The organism is Solwaraspora sp. WMMD1047 (genome assembly GCF_029626155.1).
Taxonomy (GTDB): Bacteria; Actinomycetota; Actinomycetes; order Mycobacteriales; family Micromonosporaceae; genus WMMD1047.
In genome coordinates this window covers 4,559,143-4,584,816 of the sequence record NZ_JARUBL010000001.1, presented here as the reverse complement: position 1 = coordinate 4,584,816, position 25,674 = coordinate 4,559,143, and the positions used below count along the sequence as shown (strand labels likewise).

General features: G+C 70.2%; 24 protein-coding genes. 15 read left to right on the top strand and 9 right to left on the bottom strand.

Translation table 11 applies throughout. The features are described 5' to 3' along the window. Nucleotides 1-327 precede the first annotated feature (327 nt). The gene (locus O7627_RS20865; RefSeq protein ID WP_278095184.1) at nt 328-2,319 is read left to right on the top strand and encodes an acyl-CoA dehydrogenase; all 1,992 of its coding nucleotides are present in this window, start codon (nt 328-330) and stop codon (nt 2,317-2,319) included. 63 nt (nt 2,320-2,382) lie between these two features. Here the strand turns inward: O7627_RS20865 and O7627_RS20860 are convergent, their stop codons facing one another. The 3 genes from O7627_RS20860 to O7627_RS20850 are packed head-to-tail and all read right to left on the bottom strand — an operon-like array spanning nt 2,383 to nt 5,763. Then, nucleotides 2,383-2,931, bottom strand: a complete 549-nt coding sequence (locus O7627_RS20860) for a hypothetical protein (RefSeq protein WP_278095183.1) — start codon at nt 2,929-2,931, stop codon at nt 2,383-2,385. Nucleotides 2,932-2,979: 48 nt separating this feature from the next. Beyond that, nucleotides 2,980-4,662 (bottom strand): PQQ-dependent sugar dehydrogenase, encoded by a 1,683-nt coding sequence (locus O7627_RS20855; RefSeq protein ID WP_278095182.1) that lies wholly within the window; start codon nt 4,660-4,662, stop codon nt 2,980-2,982. A 15-nt stretch (nt 4,663-4,677) separates the two neighbouring features. Continuing rightward, nucleotides 4,678-5,763: an SMP-30/gluconolactonase/LRE family protein gene (locus O7627_RS20850; protein ID WP_278095181.1), complete on the bottom strand. Its 1,086-nt coding sequence runs from the start codon at nt 5,761-5,763 to the stop codon at nt 4,678-4,680. 403 nt (nt 5,764-6,166) lie between these two features. On the opposite strand from O7627_RS20850, the gene O7627_RS20845 reads away from it, so the two are divergent. Together O7627_RS20845 and O7627_RS20840 are read left to right on the top strand one after the other, a co-directional pair. Next, complete coding sequence (locus tag O7627_RS20845) at nt 6,167-7,189, top strand: trypsin-like peptidase domain-containing protein (protein ID WP_278095180.1); 1,023 nt, start codon at nt 6,167-6,169, stop codon at nt 7,187-7,189. Nucleotides 7,190-7,391: 202 nt separating this feature from the next. Continuing rightward, entirely contained in the window at nt 7,392-8,069 is a 678-nt protein-coding gene (locus O7627_RS20840; protein ID WP_278095179.1) for a response regulator transcription factor, read from the top strand. 496 nt (nt 8,070-8,565) lie between these two features. On the opposite strand, the gene O7627_RS20835 is transcribed toward O7627_RS20840, so the two are convergent. After that, nucleotides 8,566-9,321 (bottom strand): anti-sigma factor antagonist, encoded by a 756-nt coding sequence (locus O7627_RS20835; protein ID WP_278095178.1) that lies wholly within the window; start codon nt 9,319-9,321, stop codon nt 8,566-8,568. After that, nucleotides 9,318-9,635: a GlsB/YeaQ/YmgE family stress response membrane protein gene (locus O7627_RS20830; RefSeq protein ID WP_278095177.1), complete on the bottom strand. Its 318-nt coding sequence runs from the start codon at nt 9,633-9,635 to the stop codon at nt 9,318-9,320. The genes O7627_RS20835 and O7627_RS20830 overlap by 4 nt, the downstream gene beginning before the upstream one ends. A gap of 262 nt (nt 9,636-9,897) precedes the next feature. Between O7627_RS20830 and O7627_RS20825 the strand changes: the two genes are divergently transcribed. After that, nucleotides 9,898-11,256, top strand: coding sequence for a HAMP domain-containing sensor histidine kinase (locus O7627_RS20825; protein ID WP_278095176.1), 1,359 nt, complete (start codon nt 9,898-9,900; stop codon nt 11,254-11,256). Then, the gene (locus O7627_RS20820) at nt 11,253-11,828 is read left to right on the top strand and encodes a GerMN domain-containing protein (protein ID WP_278095175.1); all 576 of its coding nucleotides are present in this window, start codon (nt 11,253-11,255) and stop codon (nt 11,826-11,828) included. Before O7627_RS20825 ends, O7627_RS20820 begins: the two co-directional genes overlap by 4 nt. Nucleotides 11,829-12,170: 342 nt before the next feature. Here O7627_RS20820 and O7627_RS20815 read toward each other — a convergent pair whose 3' ends face one another. Beyond that, nucleotides 12,171-12,803, bottom strand: a complete 633-nt coding sequence (locus O7627_RS20815) for a TetR/AcrR family transcriptional regulator (protein ID WP_278095174.1) — start codon at nt 12,801-12,803, stop codon at nt 12,171-12,173. A 62-nt stretch (nt 12,804-12,865) separates the two neighbouring features. Here O7627_RS20815 and O7627_RS20810 point away from each other — a divergent pair, with 62 nt between their 5' ends. After that, nucleotides 12,866-13,588 carry an SDR family NAD(P)-dependent oxidoreductase gene (locus tag O7627_RS20810; protein ID WP_278095173.1) on the top strand — a complete coding sequence of 241 codons (723 nt, stop codon included), beginning with the start codon at nt 12,866-12,868 and terminating at the stop codon, nt 13,586-13,588. A 14-nt stretch (nt 13,589-13,602) separates the two neighbouring features. Here O7627_RS20810 and O7627_RS20805 read toward each other — a convergent pair whose 3' ends face one another. The 3 genes from O7627_RS20805 to O7627_RS20795 form a co-directional block, all read right to left on the bottom strand. Then, nucleotides 13,603-14,424, bottom strand: coding sequence for an alpha/beta fold hydrolase (locus O7627_RS20805; protein ID WP_278095172.1), 822 nt, complete (start codon nt 14,422-14,424; stop codon nt 13,603-13,605). Between the two features lie 19 nt (nt 14,425-14,443). Then, nucleotides 14,444-15,007: a DJ-1/PfpI family protein gene (locus O7627_RS20800; protein WP_278095171.1), complete on the bottom strand. Its 564-nt coding sequence runs from the start codon at nt 15,005-15,007 to the stop codon at nt 14,444-14,446. An 89-nt stretch (nt 15,008-15,096) separates the two neighbouring features. Continuing rightward, on the bottom strand, nt 15,097-15,840 hold the full coding sequence (locus tag O7627_RS20795; protein WP_278095170.1) for a GntR family transcriptional regulator: 744 nt from the start codon (nt 15,838-15,840) through the stop codon (nt 15,097-15,099). A 334-nt stretch (nt 15,841-16,174) separates the two neighbouring features. On the opposite strand from O7627_RS20795, the gene O7627_RS20790 reads away from it, so the two are divergent. The 9 genes from O7627_RS20790 (at nt 16,175) to fabG (ending at nt 25,662) form a co-directional block, all read left to right on the top strand. Beyond that, complete coding sequence (locus tag O7627_RS20790; protein ID WP_278095169.1) at nt 16,175-17,560, top strand: extracellular solute-binding protein; 1,386 nt, start codon at nt 16,175-16,177, stop codon at nt 17,558-17,560. Further along, the gene (locus O7627_RS20785; protein ID WP_278095168.1) at nt 17,557-18,507 is read left to right on the top strand and encodes a sugar ABC transporter permease; all 951 of its coding nucleotides are present in this window, start codon (nt 17,557-17,559) and stop codon (nt 18,505-18,507) included. Before O7627_RS20790 ends, O7627_RS20785 begins: the two co-directional genes overlap by 4 nt. Beyond that, on the top strand, nt 18,507-19,418 hold the full coding sequence (locus O7627_RS20780; protein ID WP_278095167.1) for a carbohydrate ABC transporter permease: 912 nt from the start codon (nt 18,507-18,509) through the stop codon (nt 19,416-19,418). The genes O7627_RS20785 and O7627_RS20780 overlap by 1 nt, the downstream gene beginning before the upstream one ends. Next, nucleotides 19,418-20,485, top strand: a complete 1,068-nt coding sequence (locus tag O7627_RS20775; RefSeq protein ID WP_278095166.1) for an ATP-binding cassette domain-containing protein — start codon at nt 19,418-19,420, stop codon at nt 20,483-20,485. Before O7627_RS20780 ends, O7627_RS20775 begins: the two co-directional genes overlap by 1 nt. After that, nucleotides 20,485-21,561, top strand: coding sequence for an ABC transporter ATP-binding protein (locus O7627_RS20770; RefSeq protein ID WP_278095165.1), 1,077 nt, complete (start codon nt 20,485-20,487; stop codon nt 21,559-21,561). Before O7627_RS20775 ends, O7627_RS20770 begins: the two co-directional genes overlap by 1 nt. Nucleotides 21,562-21,634: 73 nt before the next feature. After that, nucleotides 21,635-23,095: an NAD-dependent succinate-semialdehyde dehydrogenase gene (locus O7627_RS20765; RefSeq protein WP_278095164.1), complete on the top strand. Its 1,461-nt coding sequence runs from the start codon at nt 21,635-21,637 to the stop codon at nt 23,093-23,095. 63 nt (nt 23,096-23,158) lie between these two features. Continuing rightward, entirely contained in the window at nt 23,159-24,373 is a 1,215-nt protein-coding gene (locus O7627_RS20760) for an iron-containing alcohol dehydrogenase (protein ID WP_278095163.1), read from the top strand. A gap of 168 nt (nt 24,374-24,541) precedes the next feature. Then, a complete protein-coding gene (locus O7627_RS20755) occupies nt 24,542-24,889 on the top strand; it encodes a nuclear transport factor 2 family protein (protein ID WP_278095162.1) in 348 nt (115 codons plus the stop codon). Next, nucleotides 24,886-25,662: a 3-oxoacyl-[acyl-carrier-protein] reductase gene (gene fabG / locus O7627_RS20750; RefSeq protein ID WP_278095161.1), complete on the top strand. Its 777-nt coding sequence runs from the start codon at nt 24,886-24,888 to the stop codon at nt 25,660-25,662. Before O7627_RS20755 ends, fabG begins: the two co-directional genes overlap by 4 nt. Nucleotides 25,663-25,674 lie beyond the last annotated feature (12 nt).

Sequence of the window (25,674 nt, the reverse complement as noted above, 5' to 3'; positions counted from 1 at the left end):
GCCCGGGGTCGGTTAGGGTCGCCGCAGAGCTCCCACGTCGAGCACTACACGCGACGGCGCGCGCGGTTCGCCGAGGTGTACGACGCGCTCGTGCCCGGCTGAGGGACCGCGGATTCTCGGCCCGGACCCGGAGCGGCGTCCCGTCGGGCGCGCCACCGCAGCCGTGGCCCGGGGCCGCGCGGACCGGCTGGCCGGGCGGCGGCCCGTCCGCCGGATCGGCGATGGTGTCCCGCCTCACCACCGTCTCCCTCGCCGGTTCACCACAGCGGCCCGGTACCCTTGACTAGGACAGAATGTGACTTTATGTCCGCTAGTTGAGGGGTTCCCATGCCCGATCACGCATCCGACCACATCGAGCTCGCCCGCCTGCGGAAGGTGCTCGACGGACCGTGGGCCGCCGTGCGCGACGCGCACCGGGATCACCTGGACACCAACTTCCTCCCGGTTTACGGCGAGACCGGCGACCAGGCACGGGAGCGGATCTCCCGGCTGCTCACCGAACTCCCCGCCGAGCTGGGCATGTCATCCGCGTTCCCCACCGAGTACGGCGGCAGATCCGACGTGGGGGGCTCGATCGTCGCCAGCGAGATGCTGGCGCAGATCGACCTGTCACTGATGGTCAAGGCGGGCGTGCAGTGGGGCCTGTTCGGCGGCGCGGTCGCGGCCCTGGGCACCCGGCGGCACCACGACGCCTATCTACGGGACATCATCTCGGGCCGACTCTTCGGTTGCTTCGCGATGACCGAGACCGGCCACGGCTCCGACGTCCAGCAACTGCGCACCACCTGCGCGTACGACCCGCAGACGCGGACTTTCGAGCTGCACACCCCGCACGAGGCGGCACGCAAGGACTACATCGGCAACGCGGCCCGGGACGGGCGGATGGCGGTGGTCTTCGCGCAGTTGATCACCAAGGGGCGACGGCACGGCGTGCACGCGTGGCTGGTCCCGATCCGTGACGCGCAGGGCAACCCGCTGCCCGGCGTGACGATCGGCGACGCCGGGCCCAAGGCCGGCCTGCTCGGCGTGGACAACGGACGGCTCACCTTCGACCGGGTGACGGTGCCGCGTGACATGCTGCTGGACCGGTACGGACAGGTCGCGGAGGACGGGACGTATGCCAGCCCGATCGAGAACGACTCACGGCGCTTCTTCACCATGCTCGGCACCCTGGTCCGCGGCCGGGTGAGCGTGGGTGGCGCCGCGTCGGCGGCCACCAAGTCGGCGCTGACCATCGCGGTGCGCTACGGCGACATCCGCCGCCAGTTCGACACGCCGGGCGCGGACCGGGAGGTGCTACTCAACGACTACCTGGCGCACCAGCGCAAACTGCTCCCCGCCCTGGCCACCACGTACGCGTTGCACTTCGCCCAGGCCGAACTGGTCGCCGCGCTGCACGAGGTGCACGGTGGCGGTGGCCCGGTCGACGAGCACCGGCAACGGGAGCTGGAATCCCGGGCCGCCGGTCTGAAGGCCGCGCAGACCTGGCACGCGACCCGCACCATCCAGATGTGCCGGGAGGCGTGCGGCGGCGCCGGCTACCTGGCCGAGAACCGGCTACCCAGCCTGAAGGCCGACACCGACGTCTTCACCACGTTCGAGGGCGACAACACCGTGCTGCTGCAACTGGTGGCCAAGGGGCTGCTCACGGGCTACCGGGACGAGTTCGGCTCACTGGACGGCTGGGGGCGCGCCTCCTTCGTCGCCGAGCAGGTCCGCGAGATGGTGATCGAGCGCACCGCCGCGCGGTCGGTCATCGAACGGCTGATCAGCGCCGTCCCGGGTCACGACGAGGAGGTTGCCGTCACCCACCGTGGCTGGCAGCTGACGATGTTCGAGGGCCGTGAGGGCCACCTCCTCGACGGCGCGGTCCGTCGCCTCCGCAACGGCGCGGCAGCGAAGAAGGACCGTCCCTTCGACATCTTCAACGACGTTCAGGACCACGTCCTGGCCGTTGCCACCGCGCACATCGACCGGGTCACCCTTGAGGCGTTCGTCGCCGGCATCGCGGACACCGCCGACCCGGCGGTCCGGGCGCTGCTCTCCCGGGTCTGCGACCTGTACGCGCTCAGCGTCATCGAGGCCAACAAGGGGTGGTTCCTGGAGCACGACCGGCTCACCCCAGCCCGATCGAAGGCGATCACGGGGGTGGTGAACGGACTGCTCAAAGAGCTGCGCCCGCACCTGCGGACGCTCGTGGACGGGTTCGCCATCCCGGAGGTGTGGCTGCACTGCGCCATCCTGCGCGAGGAACCCGACCGGCAGGAGACGATGGCCGCTCATGACGCTGCCGCCAGCTCGCAGGCGGTCCCGGTGTAGCCGGGAGGACCCGGGTACGGCGGGCGGTGGGTCGTCAGCTGATCCACGCGGTCACGGTGTCCGTCACCGCGCTGTCCGCACAGCGGCGACGTCGGAGTCCGTAGCGAGGGCCTGCGGGTCACCGGCCCCGTCGTACGACTCGATCGCGGCAAGGTGCCCTTGATGTACGACGAGGAACATCGCGGCGCCATCGGCAACGACCGGGCTGTTGTTGAACCGCAGGCCGGAGATCCGGACACCGTCGACGGCGATCGGAAATGGTTCGTGGTCCCGGTTCGCCAGGATCCGCTCGGCCTCACCGGCCAGTTGCGCGCCACTGAGAGTCCGAGGACGTGCACCCCCGCCGGTGTGGGCGCCGGCCAGCAGGTCCGTGAGGAGTTCACCCAGTTGATCGCGGACGGGTCCGTCGGCTGCCAGGCAGGTCGCCAGGTCGAGATCCTCGACCGGTGACGCCTGGGTACGACATTGCCACCATCCCGTACCGTCCCCGGGCAGGCGCGTCGTCGTCAGTGCGCCGGTCACCGCACCGGAACCGTCGAAGTCACCACCCGTGAGGCGGGTCGTGCCGGACGGTCGGGAAACCCGGTACACCCGTTGCAGCGGAGCGTTCACCGTGTACTCCTTCTCCCCGGGTGACGTTGTCAGGGCCGCCTGCCGGACTCAGCCCCGCTGGTCGCCGAGCGTCACCCGGAGGATTCTCTCGTTGCTGTTGTTCGGGACGCTGTCCTTGTCCCCGCCGGTGCTCGTGGTCAACCATAGATTCCCGTCCAGGGTCGGCTCCACCGTGCGCAGCCGCAGGTACCTGCCGACGAAGTACTGCTGGACGTCGGTGAGCGTGTCACCGCTGATCACCGCCCGGTACATCCGGTTGCCACGCAGACAGGCGGTGTACAGCACGTCCCGTACGATCGCGATGCCGCTGCACGACGCGTCGGCGACCGGGTAGGTGTGGATCGGGGCGACGAAGTTCGGGTTCGCGCAGTCGCCGACCGTGCCCTCGCAGGCGGGCCAGCCGTAGTTGCCGCCCCGCACGATGATGTTCGTCTCGTCCAGGACGTTGTTGCCGAACTCCTGCTCGAAGAGCCGGCCCTGGGAGTCGAACGCCAGCCCCTGCGGGTTGCGGTGGCCGTAGCTCCACACGTGGTTGCCGAAGGGGTTGTCCGGCGGTACGGCGCCGTCCGGGCTGAGTCGCAGCACCTTGCCGGCCAGGTCGTCGACGTCCTGCGCCCGGTCCGGAGTCTGACCGTCCCCGGTGGCGGCGTAGAGCATGCCGTCGGGCCCGAAGCGCAGCCGGCCGCCGTTGTGGTACTTGTTGCGCGGGATGCCGGTGACCAGCACCTGCGCCGTTTCGGTGCGCAGGGTGGTGTCGTAGCGGATGCGGACGATCCGGTTGTCGGTCGTGGTGGTGTGGTAGATGTACAGCCACCGGTCGCTGGCGAAGTCCGACGACACGGCCAGACCGAGCACGCCCCCCTCGCCGTCGGTGCCCGCGGTGTCCGGCACCGCGCCGATGCTGCGCTTGCCGGTGCCGTCCGGATTCATCGCGACGATGTCGAACAGGTCGCGCCGCCCGTAGAGCACGCTGCCGTCCGGCAGCTGCACCAGCCCCCAGGGCAGGTCCCGCTCGGTGCTGACCACGCTGGTGCCGCAGACCGCGCTCGTGCAGGCCGGCCCGGTGCGCGCGCTGGCCGGGTCGCTCGCCGCCGAACTGTTGCCCTGGGCGTCGCGGGCGACGACGGTGTACTCGAAGTCCGTGTCGACGGCCAGCCCGGTGTCGGTGAAGCTGGTGCTGGGCGGGCTGGCGGCCGTGCCCGCCGTGGAACCGACCGCCGCGCCGTCGCGCATGACGGTGTAGCCGGTGACCGCGACGTTGTCGGTCGATGCCGACCAGGTGAGGGTCACGTCCGTGCCGTTGACGCTGGCGGCGAGGTTGGTCGGCGGGCTCGGTCGCTGGGTGTCGCGCTGGCAGAACGGGGGCGTGACGGTGAGCGTGGCGCTGGCCTGCGACACGTTGCCGGCGGCGTCGCGGGCGTTGACGTACCAGCCCCAGGTGCGGCCCTCCACGGCGGTGAGGGTGGCGGTCCGGGTGCTGCCGCTGACCGAGGTGACGTGCTGACCGTCGTGGTAGACGTCGTAGAACGCGACACCGACGTCGTCCCGGGACGCGGACCAGGTCAGCGTGACGGACTGGCAGGTCGTCCGCGTGCTGCGCAGGTTGCTCGGCGGGGTGGGTGGCGTGGTGTCGGCGGCGGCGTGCACGGGCGTCCCGGCCAGGACGGTTCCGACGCAGGTCAGCAGGGCGAGCGGAGCGAGATTTCCGGGACGGCAGGGCCTGGTCCGCACGGGGGCATCCTTTGGTCAGTACGGGTATCCGGGGATGTTAAGCCGTACGCTGTACAGGCCGGAGTCGTTCCTCGGGCCCGAGGTGATGTAGAGGGTCTGCCGGTCGGGGCCGCCGAACGCCACGTTCGTCGTACCGGAGGTGCCGGCCCGGATCGTGCCGAGCTGGGCGCCGGTGGGGGAGTAGACGTGGACCAGGGCGTCCGAACCTGACGCCCAGTACACGTTGCCGGCGCAGTCGATCGTGCCGCCGTCCGGACCGCCGAGGTAGTTCACGAAGACGCTGCGCGCGCCGGTGCTGCCGTCGGGGTTGACGGCGTACCGGTAGATTCTGTTCTCGGAGTAGGCGCCCACGTAGAGGGTGCTTCCGTCCGGCGAGAGCGCGATGCCGTTGGGCTGACGCAGCCGGTCGTCCACAAGCGACACCTGACCCTCGGCGACGCGGAAGACGCTGGTCCGCCCGCTCATCTGGTCCGGTCGGTTGCCGCGCTGGAAGTTGGGGTCGGTGAAGTAGCCAACGCCGTCCGAACGGACCGCGACGTCGTTCGGCGAGTTGAACGCCCGGCCCTGGTGGTTCGCCGCGACGGTGCTGCGGGTCAGGTCGTCCAGCCGGTACGCGGAGACGTTGCGCTGGTCGTGGGTGGCCGCGATGATCTGCTGGCCGTCGGCGCTGAGCGCCAGACCGTTGCTGCCGGCGTCGGCGATGAAGGTGTCGAAGGTCGCCGGTGGGGTGAACCGGTGGATCGTGGACGGCTGGACGTTGTCCGGTCCGGTCCCCGCGGCCATGTCCGACATCAGCAGGTAGCCGCCGTCGGCGACCCAGAGCGGCCCTTCGAGAAAGGAGAACCCGCTCTGGATCCTGGCGGCGGTCAGGGAACTGGCCGGCAGCGGTGAGCCGTACTCGGTCCCGGTCGGGCAGACCCCGGGCGGTGCGCCGGGTGGACCGGCGAGCGCGCCAGGAGTGACGCCGGCGGTTGCGTCAGCGCCAACCTGGACAGCGTTCACCGCCACCGGCGGTATGGCGGCGGCACTGGTGGGAAGTGCGGCGGTGCCGAGCGCGACGGTCAGGCCGGCCAGCGTGGCAATGGTCGGACGCCAGGTCATCGGATACTCCAATCGGCGTCGGTGGTTGCGAGGACCGGCGGTCGACCGGCGTGCGTGGTCGGTGGAGCCGGCCGGCCCGGCATTGATGCAAGGCCATCGATGTGACCATGAGGCAGCATATGTGAGGAACTAGATGTATGCATCTGTTTGATGACGGTCATCCAATCTGAGACCCGGGAGAACATAGAGGCGACCTCGTGTGCGGAACCGACCCCGTGACCGGGTGGCCGAGGACCGCCTGGCGGGCGGCGGACGACGTGACGAATGGATGACGGTTCCTGCCCAGCACTGTGACGATCCGCGCGCGACGGTGGTCCGAGGGTTTGTGGCAGGGGGGTTCGGGTAGCGGACCAGCCAGGGCGCGGGATCGCGCCGCCGCTCAACCGCCGGGGAGGACATGACCGTGATCTGCCGATCGCGCTGGGTGGCGCTGCTGGGCAGCGGGGCGATGTTGGTCGCCACCGCTGGTTGCACGGCCGACGACGGGGGCGCGGCACCGGCCGCCACGTCGCCGGCCGTGCCGGCGCCGGTCGCGGCCGAGCTGCCGCAGATCGTCGCCCGCCTGCAACCGTCGGTCGTCACCGTTCGGGTCGGGCAGGGTTTCGGCTCCGGGGTGGTGTTCCGTGACGGTGGGCTGATCCTGACCAACGAGCACGTCGTGAGTGACCAGGAGAACGTGGAGGTCGCGCTCGCCGACGGGACCCGGACGCCGGCCCGGGTGGTCGCCGCTGACGCCGTCACCGACCTGGCCGTGCTCCGCGCCGAGCGCGCGGACCTGCCGCCCGCCCCGTTCCGCACCGACCTGCCTCCGCCCGGCGAGCCGGTCCTCGCGCTCGGCAGCCCGCTGGGCTTCCTCAACAGTGTCACCGCCGGCATCGTCTCCGGCGTCGGTCGGGAGATCCCCGGGTCGGCGAGCCAGGGCAACGCCCTGGTCGATCTGATCCAGACCGACGCGGCGATCTCGCCGGGCAACTCGGGCGGGGCGCTCGTCGACTACTCCGGGCGCGTGATCGGCATCAACGACGCCTACCTGCCGCCGCAGACCGGGGCGGTGTCCATCGGGTTCGCGATTCCCGCCGCCACCGCTCTGGACATCGCTGACGACCTGCTCGACGACGGCCGGGTCACCCAGCCGTACCTCGGGGTGGCAGTGGCCCGGCTGACGCCGCAGATCGCCCGGTCGCTGAATGCCGGCACCGACCGGGGGGTCCTGGTTCGAGACGTCGACCCGGACGGTCCAGCGGCCGCCGCCGGCCTGCGCCCGGCAGACATCGTCACGCAGGTGGCGGACGAGCGCATCGACACGCTCGAGGCGTTCCTCGGCGCGCTGCGGTCGGTCGAGCCCGGCCAACGCGTGTCGGTTACCTACCTGCGCGACGGCGACACCCGGCAGGCCACTGTCGTACCGACCGCCGCCACCCGCTGAGAGCAGCGCGTCGACGCACGCACCGCCGAGTGCCCGGAGACAGGACGAGGGGCAGCTGACCGCCCGCCGGGGGACCGTCCGGTAACGGGAAGCTCGTGCCCGGTGGCAGTGGGTGAGTGACGGGTGTGACAGTACCGCGACAGTTCGCCGTCAGACGTCGGGAGGTGCGTTCGTCGGCGGGCGGTTCGGGCAAGATACGGGTATGCCGGCCGTACTGCTGATCGAGGATGACGACCGGATCCGGCTGTCCCTGGTCCTGGCACTCGAGGACGAGGGATACGCGGTGCAGGGCGTTGCGACGGCTGAGGAGGGCCTGTTGCGGCAGCGGCGCGACCCGGCCGACACGGTCCTGGTCGATCTGATGCTGCCGCAGATGGATGGATTCGAATGCATCCGGCAGTTGCGCCACGGTGACGACGTGCCCATCGTCGTGGTGAGTGCTCGTGACGACACGCATGACATCGTCGCCGCGCTCGAGGCCGGCGCAGATGATTACGTCGTCAAGCCGGTCGCGGTCAAGGAGTTGGCGGCCCGGCTGCGTGCCCTCCGGCGGCGGGCGCGGGCTGCCCCTTCGGACGCCGTGCCGAGCCTGACCTTTGGCGATCTGGAGATCCGGCCGGCGGCCGGTGAGGTGAGTGTGCGGGGAAATCCGGTGGGGGTGACCCGGACCGAGTTCCGGCTGTTGTGTGAGTTGGCCGAGCATGCCGGCCGGGTGCTGTCGCGCCAGCAGTTGCTGCAACGAGTCTGGGACTACCAGACAGGCGACGAACGCATCGTCGATGTTCACGTCGGCCGCCTGCGCAACAAGATCGAGGACGACTCTGGCAGTCCGCGTCACCTGGTGACCGTGCGCGGGCTGGGGTACAAGCTGCAGCGATAAGGCCGCGGGTACCCGTCCGCCAAGCCGCGACCGATGCCAGGGGCCAGCCATCCCGTTCCGGCAGCGACGGTGGCACGAGGCGGGACCGGCCGTCGACCCTCCTGGCCGGGTGACCGTGATGTCACACGTTTGTCACTGGCCGGCGGAGCCCCCGTCACACCGGCGCAGCACGATGACTATTGGCACCCGACGGCACCGAGGACGGGAGAACGAAGTGGAGTGGAGCGGCACGGCACCGTCTGTTGAACGCGACGCCGTCATCAGGTCCACGCCATCGGGTCGCGGCGCCGTGACTGTGGTCGAACTGCGCGGCGAGATAGACCTCGGCGTGCGAGAATCCCTGCGCCGCTCACTGGTCCGCGGCGTCGAGCGGGGCACCGACATCGTCATAGACCTGACCGACGCCAAACTCATCGACTGTGCCTCGCTCGGTGTGTTCGTCGAGGCTCGCCTGCTGGCCGATCACCGGGGGCACCTGGTCTGCCTGGTCGCACCGTCACCGGCGGTACGGCGTACCCTGGCCGTCACGGGACTCGACACCGTCTTTTCGCTTTTCGCCGACCGGGATCAGGCCCATAACCGGCTCACGAGGAGTCGGTCTGTCCCCGCCTGACCCCGATCCGATTCCCGCGGCCCGACCCCCCGACTCCGCCGCCTGCGCAGGGGCTGGGCCAGCGTCGAGGCTCACCGCACGGAACGCGGATTCCTTATCGGGATGAGTGGGGAAGATCGCGTCCAGACGCATGGTGTGCAGTACGGTGAGAATGAACCGGGACGGCGCCACCAGGTGGAGTAACCCGCCGTTGTGCTTGGCCTCCTGACGGGCGCGGACGAGCAGGCCGAGTCCCGCGGAATCGATCAGGTGGACGGCGTGCAGATCGAGCACGATGTGCCGACAGGTGTCGGCGGCCGTTTGGAGCCCGTCGCGGAAGGTCTCGGCTACGCCGGCGTCGATGTCCACCAGTGGCGTGACAACGACGGCGTCGATGTCGTGGTGGACCTGAAGGTCGTATGACGCTCCGTGGGCGGGAGCCGGCAGCTCGTGGACGGGCGTGACCGGTTCGCTCACCACATCTGCGCACCGCGGACAGCTATGCGGTCCGGTCGCGAAAGGGGAGCCGGTCCAGCCGACGCTGGCCACCAGCGGCCACACCAACTCGCTGTCGTCGATGACCCCGGCGGCCTGGTCCTGCGTGCCACACCGGTCGCAGATCAGGACCGAGGTGTCCGCGGTGGCGGGTACGACGGTCATCGGGGCCGGCCAGCCTTGCCGTACCGGTCAGCCCTGCCGCGTCGGTTCTTCGGAGGCTGCCGGTCGGCGGTCACGGTGACGGCGGCGATGCCCAGCCCGGCCAGGACGACCTGGAGGATCAGTTCGACCCGACTCACCTGGGCAGTGTTGACCCCGGCGAGGCGCGCGGAGACGGTTCCCAGCATGGCCGCCCCCAGCCCGACCGCCGGGGTCAGCCAGAACGGCACACCGCGGCTCGCGGGCACGAGCCAACGGGCGAGTACGCCCAGGACGAGTCCGACCGTCACCGCCGTGACCAGGCTGGTTTCCGTCACCGCGACGGATCCTTCCCGGCCCGGCGGCGGGAAAGGCTCTGGTGTCGGTCCGGGTGCCGCCGGGCCGCGTCCCCAGGGGAGATGAGGCCAGTCATGCCGAGAAGGCTGCCTGGTGTATTCGGCAGAGTTTCCGCAGGCTCATGACAGTTGGATGACAAAGGGCGAGCCAGCGGCGTGCCGCGACCGGCTCATCGGGGCATCATGCGGATATGACGCGCGTGCGGCTGACCGGGATGCCCGGCCTCATCCCGGTGCTGCCGCGATGAGCCGGATGGGACTACGTACGCGGGTGAGTGCCGCCTTCGCGGTCGGCGCGTTGCTGCTGTCCGCGTGTGTGGCCCTGATCTCGTACGAGCTCGTCCGGAGCACGCTGTTGAGCGAGCGGGAGCGGACAGCGGTCCGGGCGACCTACTTCGACGCCGCAGTGGTCGACGCGGGGTTGGCCGGGAGCGATTCAGAGGTGATCAAGCTCCTGCAGACGCTTGACACCGGCGCCGACCGGTACGTGCTGCTCGAACTCGACGGCCGGTGGTACTCGCGCGCCGCCGACACGGACGCTGGCTCTGCCGTCCCCGCCCGGCTGCAGGCGATGGCAGAGCGCGGTGAGGCCGGGGCCCAGCGTGTGCGTAGAGACGGGCAGCCGGCGCTGGTCGTCGCAGTGCCGCTGTCATCAACGGCGGTCTTCTACGAGGTGGTGTCCCTGCGCGAGTTGGAGCGCACACTGCAGGTCCTCGCGCTGGTCCTGACCGCTGTCGCGATCATGGTGGCCGGCGCAGGCGCGGCCCTCGGCTGGTACGTCACCCGGCACGCCCTGCACCCGCTGACAGCGGTCGCCGGCGCGGCCCGGACGATCGCCGACGGTGATCTGGACGCCCGACTCGACCCGCACGCCGAGCCTGATCTAGCCGAACTGTCCATGTCCTTCAACCACATGGCCGACGAGCTGAATCGGCGGATCGAACGCGATCGCCGTTTCGCGGCCGATGTGAGCCACGAACTGCGTTCACCGCTGCAGACCCTGGCCGCGGCGGCCAGCGTGATAGACCGGCGTCGTGCCGGTCTGGATCCCAATGCGGCTGCGGCGGTCGGTCTGCTCACCGGCGAGATCACCCGTTTCCAGGCGCTGGTGGAGGATTTGCTCGAGCTGGCTGGCGGTGACCGGCCAGCCCACCGCGAGTCCGTCGACGTCGCGCAGCTCATCGGGCGGGTCTGCCGGTCGCGGGGAATCGGCGAGGAGGTGCTGCAGGTGCGGGCCGGCACGGCAACCAGCTGGCAGGTGGACCCGCGTCGGCTCGAGCAGGCGCTCGGCAACCTCCTCGACAACGCGGTGCGCCACGGAGACAAGGTCATCGCGGTACGCATCGGATGCGCCGGGGCCGAACGGTGTTTCATCGAGGTGGACGACGCCGGACCCGGCGTCGCCGAGGAGGACCGAGAGCTGATCTTTGGCCGGTTCGTCCGCGGCCGGGCGGCGCATTCGCGCGGCGACACCGACGGCACCGGGCTCGGGTTGTCCATCGTCGAGCAACACGCCGCAGCGCATCAGGGCTCGGTGACCGTGCACGACCGTCCCGGCGGTGGCGCTCGCTTCCGGATCGAGCTCGCCGGATGCCTGCCATGACGAGCCGACCGGTCCGCCTCGCGGCACTGGCCATCGCCGGCCTTCTGTTGGGTGCCTGTGGCGTGCCGCCCGAGGACGAGCCGCGCGCCGTCGACCTGCCCAGGCGATCGTTGACGTCGGCCTCTCCGAGCGCCGGTGACCAGGGCCGCCCGGGTCAGGTCACCGAGGTGCACTGCCTGGTCCGCGACGGCCGGTTGGTGCGGGCCGTCCGACGCATCGAGTCGATACGGAGCCCGCAGCACCAGGTGGAGGCCCTGATCGCCGGTCCGACCAACGCCGAGCGGGAGACAGGATTGACGAGCGCACTCGCCGGTCTTTCCCTGGCCGTCCAGGTCTCGAGCGACACTCTTGTGGCGCAGGTGGAGATCACCGAGGCCGACGAGGGCAACGCCCGCATCGACGAGATGATCGCGTACGCGCAGATCGTGTGCACCCTGACCGCGCGTTCAGACGTCGACTCGGTCGTCTTCACCCGAGGTGACGAGCGGCTGGACGTGCCGCGTGCCGACGGCTCACTGTCCCGCGGGCCGTTGTACGGCAGCGACTATTCGTCGCTGCTCGAACCGGGGTGAGCGCACGTCCAGGTTCCACGGCGGTCAGGGCCGCTGCGGTGCGCCCGGGGCTGACGCTCGGCGAGAGAGCGACCAGCCGGTTCCTCGGCCGCATCGCGTCCGCCCCGGCCGTGGTCGTCACACCCCTCGTCGAGCTGTCTGTGGCACTTCCCCGACCGGTCCGGGTTACTCACCTTCTGCCTCCGATCAGGTGCCGGGGAGGTGTCGTTCACGCGCACTGGTGGGAATGCCGCGACGCCCGGTGCGGCGAACGCATCGGATCGATGCCGGTGGTTGAGCCCGCGCAATGGCGGAAATGCGAAAGACTGATGGAACGCGTCCCTGCCTGCTGCTATGCCTGGCTCATCGAAGGTCTGTGCTGGTGGCGGTTGTCGTGACCCGGTCGACGAGGTGGTGGGCCAGAGCCATGCCGGCCGCGGCGGGACCGGCCGGACCCAGATGCGCGGCGCTGGTGTAGGCGCCGTCGACGAGGGTGGCGAGCTGGCCGGCGAGGGCCGCCGCCTCGTCGCGTTGTTCCGGCATGATCCGGACCGCCAGGCGATGAAGACGGTCGTGCAGCGCGAGGCGGTAGTCGCGCGCCGCGACCCGGGCCGGGTGCTGCGGGTCCGCGTACTCGATGCTGGCGTTGTTGAAGGCGCACCCTCGGAAGTCCGGCCGGGCGAGATCGGCCTGGACCGACGAGAGGACGGCGTGCAGGGCGGTCGCCGGGTCCGGTGCGCGCTCGGTCCCGGCGTCGATCTGGTCGAGGATGTCGCCCGCGGCCCGCCGTAGGTACGCCGCCACCAGGTCGTCCTTGGTGGGGAACAACCGGTAGACCGTCGCCTTGCCCAGGCCGGTCTCGCGTACCAGTTCGTCCATCCCGACCTCGTGGACTCCGCGGGCGTAGAACAGCCTCGCCGCGGTGTCCAGGACGATCCGTTGCCGCTCGGCCCGCTCCCGTCGAGGCGCGCGCTGCGCCTGCTGATGCGCCATCATGCTGACATGATACGGACCGGTCCGTTACGCTGCCTCCACAACCCCGACCGAAGGAGCGCACGGTGGACAAGACGGTGGTACTGGTGACCGGAGCCGCGCGCGGTCTCGGTCGCGAGGTCGCACGGCAGTTGGCCGATACGGGCCGCCACGTCGTCATCGGCGCGCGTGACCCTGAGCAGGCCAAGCGGGCCGCGGCCGAACTCGGCGAGAACGTGACCGCGCTGCCCGTCGGACTCGACATCGGCAGCGACGACAGTGTCCGGACCGCCGCCGCGGCACTGTCCGCCGAACCGGGCCGGTTGGACGCCCTGGTGAACAACGCGGCGGCCTTCGTCGACTGGACCGAGGTCGTCAGCCGGGCCGACCTCGCGGCAGCCAACGAGGTGATGCAGACAAACCTGTTCGGCACCTGGCGTCTCATTCAGGCGCTGCTGCCGCTGCTGCGACAGAGCCCCGCGCCGCGCATCGTCAACGTCAGCAGCGGCGCCGGCAGCCACGACGATCAGGCCTTCGGCCTCCGCGTACGCGGCGGAGCGGCCGCCAGCTACGGCATCAGCAAGGCGGCTCTCAACGCCCTCACCAGCACTCTCGCCGCCGAACTGGCCGGCACCCCCGTCCTGGTGAACTCGGTCTGCCCCGGCCTGACCGCCACCTGGCCCGGCGCCGAGACCATGGGCGCGCGACCGATCCCCGACGGCGCCCGCGGCATCGTCTGGGCCGCCACCCTGCCCGACGACGGACCCACCGGCGGCTTCTTCCGGGACACCAAGCCGCTGCCCTGGTAGACGCAGCCCGGAACCTAGTGACCCCGGCCCTGGCGGAGGTGGCACGACAGCAGGTGCCGGAACTCGTGCGGGTGCTCGAGGGCCGGTACGTGCCCGCACCGGCCGAGCACGTGCAGCCGGACGTCGGCCAGGTGTCCGAGCAGGGGCAGGGCCGCCGTCCCGAGTGGGGTGACCCGGTCCTGGGCGCCGTGGACGAGCAGCACGGGCGCGCGCACCGCCGCCAGCGTCCGCGCCGAGAGGGTGAGGTCGTCGGCCCACCGTGCCCTGGGTGGTGGGAACACCGATGCGAAGGTGGCCGCGCCCGCGCGCATCGCGGTCGCCCGGGCGTCGACGGCCGAATCGGTCACGAGCGTCTGGTCGTGGACGAGGCGGCTCAGCATGTCCCGGGCCCCGAGCGGATCGGCGGGGGCGGCCCAGATCGCGTCGAGATCGGGGGACAGCGGCGCTCCGGGGGCGCCCATCGTCGAGACCGCGACGACCCGGGTGACCTGCTGGGGGCGGGCGGCGGCCAACGCCAGCGCCACGGCGCCGCCCATGGAGTGACCAACCACGGCATAGTCCTCGATGCCGAGAGCGTCCATCAGGCCCGCGGCCTGCTCCGTCCACAGCCGGAGCCCACCCCTGGTGCCGGCCGGGAGCGGCGTGCCGCCGAACCCCGCCTGATCAGGCGCCACCAGGTGCCAGGACCCGCCGAGCGCCCGCGCCGTCGTCGCCCAGGCGCCGGACCCGGTCGTGCCGGGTCCGGAGCCGTGCAGCATGAGCACCGTTGGCCCGGTGCCGCTCTCCAGCACCTGGACGGGGGAGTTGCCGACCGTGACGGTCCGCAGCGCCGTCACCCGGGCAGGCCAGGGGCGCTCATGCCGGGTCGACGGACTTCGAGAAGAGCTCCATCATCGCCCGGCCGAACTGTGGCATGTCGGGCCAGCCCCGGCAGGAGACGAGGTTGCCGTCCACGACGTCGGGTGCGTCGATGACCGTGGCGCCCGCGTTCTCCATGTCGCCGGTGATGGGGGGGAAGCACGCCGTCTTGCGGCCCTTCAGCAGCCCGTACACCGCTGGCACCTGCGCGCCGTGGCACACCAGCGCGATGGGGAGGTTGCGCGCGAAGAAGTGCTCGGTGATGCGCCTGACGTCGCTGTCGACCCGGATCCATTCCGGGGCGCGTCCGCCGGGGATGATGAGGGCGTCATAGCGCTCGACGTCGACCTCGGCCCAGGGCACGTCGACCGGCAGCTTCCGGCCGTTCTTCTCCACGTAGGCGTCGGAGTTGGGGTCGAACTCGTGGATCACCAGTTGCACGTCACGCGTCGTCCGCGACGAGACGTCGACGTCCCAGCCGCCCTCCTGCACGCGGTAGTAGGGATACATGGTGTCGAGTTCCTCGGCGGCGTCGCCGGTCAGGAGCAGCGCTCTGGGCACCTGCTTCTCCTCGCATCTGGGGACGGGTGAGGTAGATCCAATCCGATCCGATCCGGTTTGAGCTAGCATTCCCTGGGCCCGCCCGCCCGTCAAGCCTCCACCGCCGTTGCGCCCGCGTCCTTGACCTCGTCGAACAATCGTCGGAACCGCTCGCCGGAGCGCAGGATGTGCCGGCGCATCGCGTAGGCGGCGGCGTCGGGGTCACGGGCGGCGATCGCGGCCACGATGTCCTCGTGCTCGGCCATGGCCAGGTGCGTGACCTGCGTGTCGTGGTGCAGCCGGAAGAGGTGCACGTGGCTGTGCAGGCGCGCGAGCGCTTCCCGGATGACCTGGTTCTCGGCGCTCAGCGCGACGAGATCGTGGAAGGCGGCGTCGCGTAGCCCGAAGGCGCCGTAGGCCATCGGCCCGTTGCCACCCTCCAGTTCGGCCATCTCCGCCAGCATCTGCCGCAGCCCGGCCACCTGCTGCAAGGAGGCCCGTTCGGCGGATCTGCGGGCCGCTGCCGGCTCGAGGAGCAGGCGGACCTCAAGCATGTCCTCGAAGCGATGCCGGGTGATTTGGGGGGGAATGCGGTAGCCGGCATGCGGTACCCGCACGACCAGGCCCTCGGCCTCCATTCGGTTCAGCGCGTCCCGGATCGGCGTCTGCGAGACCCCCAGCTCTCGCGCCAGGACGTCGATCGTGACGCGGGAGCCAGGCTCGATCCGTAGCGACATCAGCTGTCCGAGCAGGGTGTCGTAGACCTCGTCGGCAAGCCGGCCGCCGGATCTCCCCGGCGGCACGCCGCCCGGGACGGCCCGGCGGCCCCGCGCGATCATCGCTTCGTCGTCCATCGTGACGTGAGGTCCCTTCTTGCGCCTTCGTCAATCTGTTGACAGCAGTCACGGCGCTGCGGCATGCTGACGCCCCAAGCGGATCGTATAGGAAAAGTTTCCGGCCACTCGCCAACCTGCGCCATCGCCGGACCGCCACCCATCGCTCTACTTCGATCATCGGCAGCTCCCGTGGGTATCCGCGACGTCCCGCGAGACCCCGGCACCACGCCTGAACAACCCAGCAACTGTTCGACGAAGCGCATAGCGAGGTTCTAGAAGTCCCTACCCAGAAAGCAGGCACTAGATGCGGCATACAAAGCAAATGAGACAAACCTCCCTTCCTTGGCGAAAGATGCAGCTGGCGACGGCGGCCATGCTGCTGCTGGCCACCACCGTGACGGCGTGCGGCGACGACCAGACCGACGGCGGCAGTGCGGGCGCCCCTAAGGCGCCGGCGACCATCCCGGAGCTCACCACGGACCCGCTGACCCTCAGCTTCATCTGGTTCGAGTGGCCCCCCGCCCAGGCGCTGGAGGCCTTCGCCAACGCGGAGTACACCAAGGAGCGACCGAACGCGACCATCAAGGTCAACACCGTGCCGAACGCGAACTGGCACGACGCGATGTTCACCCAGTTCGCGGCCCGCAAGACCGACTTCGACATCGCGATCCTGGACTCGCAACACATCGGCGAGGCCGTGACGAACGGCAACATCCTCGACATCACCGACTTCGTCAAGAACAACATCGACGTCAACGCCTACAACCCCTACCTGCTGGCGGCCTACGGCCAGTTCCCGCAGGCCGAGACCGGCAAGCGCGACGAGAACGCCAGCCTGTACGGACTGCCGCTGCTCGGCGACACCTGGACGATGATCTACCGTAAGGACCTGATCGGCGATCAGCCACCGCAGACCTGGGACGAGATGATCTCAGCCGCCGAGAAGTGCCAGGCGGACAACCCCGGGGTCAGCGGGCTTGCGTTCCACCAGGCCAACGGCTCGGACGCCGCGGCCGTCACCTACAACACGGTGAACGGCGTCTACGGCGGCAACCTCTGGGACCCCAAGTCGCGCAAGATCGAGGGCGTCCTCAACGACGCGGCGGGCCAGGAGGCGATGGACGTCCTGGTCAACAGGATGAAGCCGCTGACCGCCAAGGGCTCCGGCAACTGGTTCATCGACGAGGTGAACGCGGCGGTCGCCCAGGGCAAGGCATGCATCGCGTTCAACTGGATCGCCGCCAGCGGCGGCCTGCTCGACCCGAAGCAGTCCACGCTCGGCGGCACCCGGGAGCAGATTCTCGACAAGCTGGGTTTCGCCACCCTGCCGAGCCAGAAGACCAACCTGGTCCCGCTCGGCGGGATGGGGATGCACGTGTCGGCCTACTCCGCCGAGGCGAACCAGGCGGAGGCGCTGAACTTCATGAAGTGGTTCCAGCGGGCTGACATCCAGAAGAAGTGGGCCGCCGCCGGTGGCGTGCCGTCGCGTACGGACGCCCTGCAGTCACCCGAGTTCCTCAACGCCGGGCCGTTCAACCAGGTGTACGCCGACTCGGTTCCGCGGATGCGGGACATGTGGAACGTGCCCGAGTACGCGCGCCTCGTCGACATCGAGAACACGAACGTGAACGCGGCTCTCAACGGTGCGAAGAGCCCGACGGACGCGCTCAACGACATCGCCAGGGAGCAGCAGAGCGTGCTCGACTCGAGCGGCCGCAAGGGCGGCGGCGGACTGTGAGCGATCCCGCCCCGCTGGCGACGGACCACCCCGGGCAGGTGGCGTCCCCGGCGCCACCCGCCCCGGGTCGGTCCGGCCGGCTGAGCGACCGCGGGCTCGCGGTGGCCTTCATCTCGCCCGCGCTGCTGTTGTTGCTGGCGATGTCGGTGTTCCCGTTGCTCTGGGCGTTGTACCTGTCCTTCACCGACTACCAGGCCACCCGCGGGGGACCCGCCAACTTCGTCGGGTTCGGCAACTACACCGCCATCCTGACGTCCGCGCAGGTCCACCAGCGGGCCCTGACAACGTTGATCTACGTGGTCGGCGCGGTCGGCCTGCAGACCGTGCTCGGGTTCGCCATCGCCTACCTGATCTCCCGGCGCACGCACGGGCGCGGGCTGCTCACCACGCTGTTCCTGGTGCCGATGATGCTGTCACCGGTCGTGGTCGGGCTGTTCTGGCGGTTCATGCTGGACGCGCAGTTCGGCGTGATCAACAGCATGCTCGGCTCAGTCGGTCTGGGGCAGGTGGAGTGGCTCACCCGGCAGCGCACGGCGTTGATCTCCCTGATCGTGGTCGACACCTGGCAGTGGACGCCGTTCATCATGCTCATCGCGCTCGCGGGCCTCACCGCGGTTCCCAAGTACCTGTACGAGGCCGCCGCGATCGACCGGGCGTCCGAGTGGTTCCGGTTCCGCACCATCACTCTTCCGCTGGTCTGGCCGCTGCTCCTCATCGCCGTGCTGTTCCGGTCCATCGAGGCGTTCCGGCTGTTCGACCTCGTCTACATCCTCACCAGCGGAGGCCCGGGGGTCTCCACCGAGACGTTGTCGTTCCACGTCTACAAGGTCGCGTTCCTGGGCTTCAACACCGGAACCGCCTCGGCGTACGGAATCCTCATGGTCCTCGTCGTCATCGTCCTCACCCAGCTGTACCTGCGCTACCTGAACAAGCTGAAGGAGGACTGATGGCCGTCTCCGTCAATGATGCCGTCTCCACCGGTCCGGTCCAGGACCACCCGCCCCCTGCGCGGCGCCCCAGCGGCCGGGGCCGCGCCGTGCTGGAGGTCGCGCTGCTGACCGTACTGGCCGTGGTGATGCTCTTTCCGGTGCTGTGGATGATCGAGACCTCGATCAAGGAGAACCGCGACGTCTACGCGATCCCGGCCAAGTTCCTCGACTTCCAGGTCACCCTGGACCATTACCGGGACGTCTTCGTCGCCTCCGATGGTGGTCGTTCCGCCCTCTCCGTCGCCTTCCTCAACTCCGTCGTGGTCGCCGGCGTCTCCACGGTGCTGGCGACCGTGCTGGGGGTACCGGCGGCCTGGGCCTACTCCCGCTTCGCCGTGAAAGCCAAGAAGGACCAGCTGTTCTTCATCCTGTCCACCCGCTTCATGCCGCCCGTGGTGGTCGTGGTCCCGATCTTTCTCATGTACCGGCAGGTCGGACTCATCGACAGCAAGCTCGGCCTGATCCTCATCTACACCGCGTTCAACGTGCCGTTCACGATCTGGATGATGAAGGGCTTCGTCGACGAGGTGCCCGCGGAGTACGAGGAAGCCGCCATGCTCGACGGCTACACCCGGCTACAGGCGTTCTGGCGCTACACCCTGCCGCTGCTCGTGCCCGGCATCGCCGCGACGGCGGTCTTCGCACTCATCTTCTCGTGGAACGAGTTCGTCTTCGCCATCTTCCTCACCTCCAGCGACGAGGTGCGGACGGCCCCACCCGCCATCGCCGGTCTGATCGGCGGCACCACTGTGGACTGGGGTCTGGTGGCCGCCGCCTCCGTGGTGTTCGCCCTCCCGGTGCTCGTCTTCGCCTACCTGGTACGCAAGCATCTCGTCGCCGGTGTGACGCTCGGGGCGGTGCGCCGCTGATGGCGGGCATCGAGGTGACAGCGCTGCACAAGCGCTACCCGGACGGGACGGTCGCGGTCGATCATGTGGACCTGTCGATCGGCGACGGCGAACTGTTCGTGATGCTCGGCCCGTCGGGCTGCGGCAAGACGACCACCCTGCGGGCCATCGCCGGCCTGGAGAGGCAGACCACGGGCGACATCCGGATCGGCAACACGCTTGTCAACGACCTGTCGCCGGCCGACCGCGACATCGCCATGGTGTTCCAGTTCTACGCCCTCTACCCGCATCTGAGAACCCGTGACAACCTGGCGTTCCCCCTGCGGGCCGAGGGACTGCCCAAGGCCGAGGTGCGCCAGCGGGTCGACGAGGCCGCCCGGCTGATGCGGCTCGGCCCGCTCCTGGACCGGCGACCGCGCCGGCTCTCCGGCGGGGAGCAGCAGCGCGTCGCGCTCGCCCGGGCCCTGGTGCGACGACCGCGCGCATTTCTCATGGACGAGCCGCTCACCAACCTGGACGCGGAGCTGCGGGCGGACATGCGTACGGAGATCAAGCACCTGCAGGGCGAGCTGGGGACGACGATGGTCTACGTCACCCACGACCAGGTCGAGGCGATGTCGCTCGGTCACCGGATCGCCATCCTCAACCAGGGCCGGGTCGAGCAGATCGGCACGCCGCTGGAGGTCTACGAACGTCCGGCGAGTCTCTTCTGCGCCGCGTTCATCGGCTCCCCGCCGATGAACCTGATCGAGGTCGAGGTGGCCGACGGGAAGCTGCGTGGTCGGGGCGGGTTGGCCCTGCCGCCACCGCCGGGCCTGCTGCGCGACCGTTCCCTGGTCGCGGGCGTCCGACCGGAGGCGCTGGAAGTCACCGCACCAGGGGCGGAACGCTCGGTCCCGGCCCGCGTGGTCTCGGTGGAGTGGTTGGGCGACGAGATCATCTACGTGGTCGACCACGGTGGCGAGCGCGAGGTGCGGGTCCGGATGCCACCGACCGGCCGGTTCGCCGCTGACGCGCCGGTCGGACTGCGGCACACCGGTGGGACCCCGGCGGTCTACGACCTGCGCACGGAGGAGTTGGTGGCCTGATGGGAACCGTGTCAGTGCAGGGGCTGCGCAAGTCCTTCGGCAAGGTCCAGGCCCTCGACGGGGTGACCCTGGACGTGCCGGACGGCTCGTTCTTCGTCGTGCTCGGACCTTCCGGCGCGGGCAAGACGACGACGCTGCGGGCGATCGCCGGCCTGGAGAAGCTCGACGCCGGGTCGGTGCGGTTGGACGGCAGGGACGCGACCGGTGCCGCCCCGGCCGCGCGTGACCTGGCCATGGTCTTCCAGAACTACGCCCTCTACCCGCGACGCACGGCGTACGAGAACATCGCCTCGCCGCTGCGGGCCCGCCGCTGTTCCCCGAGCGAGATCGCCGCCGCCGTCGAGCAGATGTCGAGCCTGCTGCACATCGAACGGCTGCTGCAGCGCCGTCCCGCGCAGCTGTCCGGCGGTGAGATGCAGCGGGTCGCCCTGGCCCGGGCGCTGGTCCGTCGCCCGCGCGCATTCCTCATGGACGAGCCGCTGACGAACCTCGACCTCAAGCTCCGCGTCGAGATGCGCACCGAGCTCACCCGCATCCACCGCAGCCTCGGCGCGACCTTCGTGTACGTGACGAACGACCAGGTCGAGGCCCTCTCCATGGCCGACCAGGTGGCCGTCCTCAAGGAGGGGAAGGTGCAGCAGGTCGGAACGCCGACCGAGGTGTACGAGCGGCCGGCCAACCGGTGGGTGGCGGGATTCGTCGGCAGCCCGCCGATCAGCGTCCTCGCCTGCCGCGCCGAGGGGGATCGTCTGGTCGGTGCGGAAGGCTGGACGCTGCCGCGCCCCCGCTGGGCCACCGCGCCGGAGGGTCGTCCGCTGCTGCTGGGTCTGCGGGCGGAGGACCTCTCCGTCGAGCAGCGGGGGAACGCGTCGTTGTCGGGAGAGTTGTACGGGCTTGAGCCGCTCGGTGACCGCACGGTGGTCGACGTCCGGGTGGGGACGGAGATCCTCAAGGTCAAGGCCCGACCCACCGTCACCGGTACCCCGGGTGAACGGCTGCTTGTCACGGTCAACCTGGACCGTGCGCACCTGTTCGACGCGGAGACCGGGGTGTCGCTGTCCGAGGCCGGGCGGTAACCGCGCCGGGCGGCGACGGCACCATGCGACCACACGTGACGATCGAGGCCAGCACAGCACAGGAGCCGACGCAATGAGTGACCCGATGAACGTCCTGGCCCCGGAGCACCGGCGGCTCCGGATCGGTGCCGACTGGCGTGATGCCGCGAGCGGGGCCACCTTCGCCGTCGAGGACCCGGCCACCGGCAGGACCATCGCGGAGGTGGCGGACGCCGACGTCGCGGACGGGCTCGCCGCGCTGGACGCCGCGAGCGAGGCAATGGCGCAGTGGGCGGCGACCCCGCCGCGGAGACGGTCGGAGTTGTTGACCGCGACGTACCGGGAACTTACCGCGCGATCCGAGGGACTCGCCCGGCTGATCACGCTGGAGATGGGCAAGCCGCTCGCCGAGGCTCGGGCGGAGGTGGCCTACGGCGCCGAGTTCTTCCGTTGGTTCGCCGAGGAGGCGGTGCGGATCGAGGGGCGCTACAGCACCGCTCCCGCAGGTGGATACCGCATCCTCACCGTGCCGAAGCCGGTCGGGCCGTGCGTCTTCGTGACGCCCTGGAACTTCCCGCTGGCCATGGGCGCCCGCAAGATCGCTCCCGCGCTGGCGGCGGGCTGCACGACGATCACCAAGCCAGCCGCGCAGACACCGCTCAGCATGCTGTTCCTGGCCCGCACCATGGCGGAGGTCGGCGTTCCCCCGGGCGTGGTCAACGTGGTGACCACCAGACGGGCCGGCAAGGTGGTCTCAGCGCTGCTGGCCGACAGCCGGACCCGCAAGCTCTCGTTCACCGGGTCCACCGAGGTCGGGCGGGTGCTGCTCCGACAGGCTGCGGACAACGTGCTGCGCACCTCCATGGAGCTGGGCGGCAACGCGGCCCTGATCGTGTGTGCCGACGCCGACCTGGACGTCGCGCTCGACGGCGCCATGGTGGCCAAGATGCGCAACATCGGCGAGTCCTGCATCGCCGCCAACCGGATCTATGTCGAGGAGCCGGTACGCGAGGAGTTCACGGCGCGCTTCGCCGAGCGGATGGGCGCGCTCTCGGTGGGCCACGGTCTCGACGACGGCGTGGACGTCGGGGCATTGATCGACGAGGCCTCGGTCGCCAAGCTCGACGAGCTGGTCACCGACGCGGTCGGTCGCGGCGCCCGGGTCCTGGTGGGCGGGGAGCGTCCGGACCGGCCGGGCCACTTCTACCCGCCCACCGTCCTCGTCGACGTACCCGACGACGCCCGGATGCTGGCGGCGGAGATCTTCGGCCCGGTGGCGCCGATCATCCCGTTCACCTCCGACGACGAGGTGATCGCGCAGGCCAACGACACCGAGCACGGCCTGGTCGGGTACGTCTTCACCCGAGACCTGCAGCGGGCGCTCCGATTCGTCGAAGGGCTGGATACCGGCATGGTCGGCATCAACCGTGGGCTGATCTCGGACCCGTCAGCTCCGTTCGGTGGCGTGAAGCAGTCCGGGATCGGCCGGGAGGGGTCGCACGAGGGCATCCTCGAGTACCTCGACCTCACCTACGCGGCGATCGACCTACCGTGACCGGCCTGCTGCCCCGGGCGCCCGCCGAGGGCGCTCCCGCCGACGTTTCGGAGAGGCACGGAGATGCTTGAGACCGTTCGCGGACCACGCCAGCTGATAGTGGGCGAAGGGGTGGCGCAGAACATTCCACGAGTGGTGGCCGAAAGTGGCTCGCGGGTCCTCGTGGTGACCGACCAGGTGCTGCTGGGGCAGCCGGGCGTGGCCGGGATCGTGGCTGCCGTGCGGGAGCGGACCGAGGTCGTCCAGGTGTTCGCCGACGCGACCCCGGACGTGCCGCTTTCCGATGTCGCCCTGGCCGTCTCGGCCGCCGCGGAGGTGGACGCCGACGTGATCCTCGCCATCGGGGGCGGCACGGTGATCGACCTCGCCAAGATCGTCGGCGTCATCCGGCGCCACGGTGGGACGCCGCGCGACTTCTACGGCGAGTCGAGAGTGCCCGGACCGACGATTCCCCTCGTCGCGGTCCCGACCACCTCCGGCACCGGCTCCGAGCTCACCCCCGTCTCGGTGTTGACCGACCCGGACCGGGCGCTGAAGGTGGGGGTTTCCAGCGTCCACATCGTGCCCGACTTCGCGATCGTCGATCCCGAACTCACCTACACCTGCCCGGCGACCGTCACCGCGCACTCCGGCATCGACGCGTTCTGCCACGCGGTGGAGAGCTACACCGCGCGACCCCGGCCGCACGGACCGCGCGACCCGGTGGAGCAGGTCTTCCTCGGCCGTAACCCGATCACCGACCGGTACGCGCTCCTGGCCGCCGAACGGATCGCCGGTAGCCTGCGTCGTGCGGTCACCGACGGCGGCGACACCGACGCGCGGGCGGACATGTCCTACGGGTCCATGCTCGCCGGGCTCGCGTTCTCCCACGCGGGCAACGCGGCCCCGCACGCTCTCCAGTACCCCATCGGCGCGGCCACCCACACGCCGCACGGCCTGGGCGTCGGGCTGCTGCTGCCCTACGCGCTGGACGCGGCCAGGGATGCCATCGGGGACCGGTTGGCCATCCTCGCCCGGGTGTGTGGGCTGGACGTGGCCGATGCCTCCGACGCCGAGGCCGCGGAGACGTTCCTCACCTGGCTCGACGGGCTCCTTGCCGACATCGGCATTCCGCCCACCCTGGCGGACATCGGCGTGGTGCGCGCCGACCTCCCGCGCTTCGCTGAGCTGGCCAGTGGCGTCACCCGCCTGATCCAGAACCATCCGGGCCCGACCGACACCGCCAGCCTGACCGCGATCCTCGAAGCCGCCTGGGCCGGGGACCGCACCCGAAGCTGACAGCCGTTCATGTACAGGGTGGTCGAGCGGGGCGGGCATCGATCTCCCGCTACCACCGGCATGATCGACGTGCGCTGACCTACCGGAGGCACTGCGCGTGACACTAGCCTGTGGCCAAGGCGGCCACACCGTCCGGCTGCCGATACTGTCGAACGCCAGGGAGGCTCCATGGTCAACGCCGACGGCACGCCCGACCTCGTCGGCGCGGTGAACGTCCATACTGCGCTGTTCAACGCGTGTGTCCGCAGCGGAGACTGGACACCGTTCGTCGCCACGTTCACGCAGGACGCCCGCATGCTCGTGACGAACGCGCCGGGTGGGCCGCTGGTGGGCCGCGAGGCGATCGCCGGCGTGTACGCGGCCCGGCCGCCGCGGGAAGCCATGCGGTTGGTCGAGATCGAACCGGTCGACACCGATACGGTGCGGGTGCGATTCGACTGGGAGTCGGGACGGGCCGGGAGCATGGTGGTCCGTTGGCGCGGCGACCTGGTCCAGGACGTGGAGCTGACGCTGTGACGGGCGACGGCGCTGGCGCCGAGGGGTCGGATCGCCCGGCGCGGCCGGTGGCGATCGTGACCGGCGGGTCCCGTGGGATCGGCCGCGCCGTCGTGCTCCGGCTCGCCGCCGACGGGTACGACGTGAGCTTCGCCTATCAGGCCAACGCCGCCGCCGCCGAGCAGGTGTGCCGGGAGGCGATGTCATTCGGCGGGCGAGTCGTGCACCATCAGGTGGACGTCCGTGACTTCGATGGGGTGAAGAAGTTCTTCGCCGTCTCGGAGGAGCAGTTGGGTCCGGTCGACGCCGTGGTCACCTGCGCCGGGATAGTGCGGGACAATCCGTTGGTCCTGATGACCCTGGATCAGTGGCGGGAGGTACGCGACGTCAATCTGGACGGCACGTACCATGCCTGCCGGGCGGCGGTCTTCTCGATGATGAAGCGCCGGGCGGGCAGCGTCGTGGTGATGTCGTCCGTGGTCGGGGTGCGCGGCAACGCCACTCAGGCGAACTACGCCGCCACCAAGGCCGGGATCATCGGTCTGGCGAAATCGCTGGCCAAGGAGGTCGGGGGGTACGGCATCCGGGTCAACGCGGTGGCGCCGGGCATGATCGACACCGACATGACCGGCGGGCTGTCCGAGGCGGTGCGGGACCGGATGTTGACTCAGATCCCGCTGCGTCGGATGGGAACCCCGGAGGATGTCGGCGACGTCGTGGCGTTCCTCCTCTCCGACCGGGCTCGATACATCACCGGGCAGGTGCTCGGCGTGGACGGCGGGATGGTGCTGTGAGCGCCGCCGTTC

Bases quoted from the DNA above. Each gene is read 5' to 3' on its own strand.
- O7627_RS20760 (WP_278095163.1), top strand. From the start codon at position 23,159: ATGCTTGAGACCGTTCGCGGACCACGCCAGCTGATAGTGGGCGAAGGG.
- O7627_RS20850 (WP_278095181.1), bottom strand. From the start codon at position 5,763: ATGACCTGGCGTCCGACCATTGCCACGCTGGCCGGCCTGACCGTCGCG.
- O7627_RS20755 (WP_278095162.1), top strand. From the start codon at position 24,542: ATGGTCAACGCCGACGGCACGCCCGACCTCGTCGGCGCGGTGAACGTC.
- O7627_RS20835 (WP_278095178.1), bottom strand. From the start codon at position 9,321: ATGACCGTCGTACCCGCCACCGCGGACACCTCGGTCCTGATCTGCGAC.
- O7627_RS20795 (WP_278095170.1), bottom strand. From the start codon at position 15,840: ATGGACGACGAAGCGATGATCGCGCGGGGCCGCCGGGCCGTCCCGGGC.
- O7627_RS20790 (WP_278095169.1), top strand. From the start codon at position 16,175: ATGCAGCTGGCGACGGCGGCCATGCTGCTGCTGGCCACCACCGTGACG.
- O7627_RS20815 (WP_278095174.1), bottom strand. From the start codon at position 12,803: ATGATGGCGCATCAGCAGGCGCAGCGCGCGCCTCGACGGGAGCGGGCC.
- O7627_RS20780 (WP_278095167.1), top strand. From the start codon at position 18,507: ATGGCCGTCTCCGTCAATGATGCCGTCTCCACCGGTCCGGTCCAGGAC.
- O7627_RS20840 (WP_278095179.1), top strand. From the start codon at position 7,392: ATGCCGGCCGTACTGCTGATCGAGGATGACGACCGGATCCGGCTGTCC.
- O7627_RS20865 (WP_278095184.1), top strand. From the start codon at position 328: ATGCCCGATCACGCATCCGACCACATCGAGCTCGCCCGCCTGCGGAAG.
- O7627_RS20775 (WP_278095166.1), top strand. From the start codon at position 19,418: ATGGCGGGCATCGAGGTGACAGCGCTGCACAAGCGCTACCCGGACGGG.
- O7627_RS20820 (WP_278095175.1), top strand. From the start codon at position 11,253: ATGACGAGCCGACCGGTCCGCCTCGCGGCACTGGCCATCGCCGGCCTT.
- O7627_RS20770 (WP_278095165.1), top strand. From the start codon at position 20,485: ATGGGAACCGTGTCAGTGCAGGGGCTGCGCAAGTCCTTCGGCAAGGTC.
- O7627_RS20825 (WP_278095176.1), top strand. From the start codon at position 9,898: ATGAGCCGGATGGGACTACGTACGCGGGTGAGTGCCGCCTTCGCGGTC.
- O7627_RS20765 (WP_278095164.1), top strand. From the start codon at position 21,635: ATGAGTGACCCGATGAACGTCCTGGCCCCGGAGCACCGGCGGCTCCGG.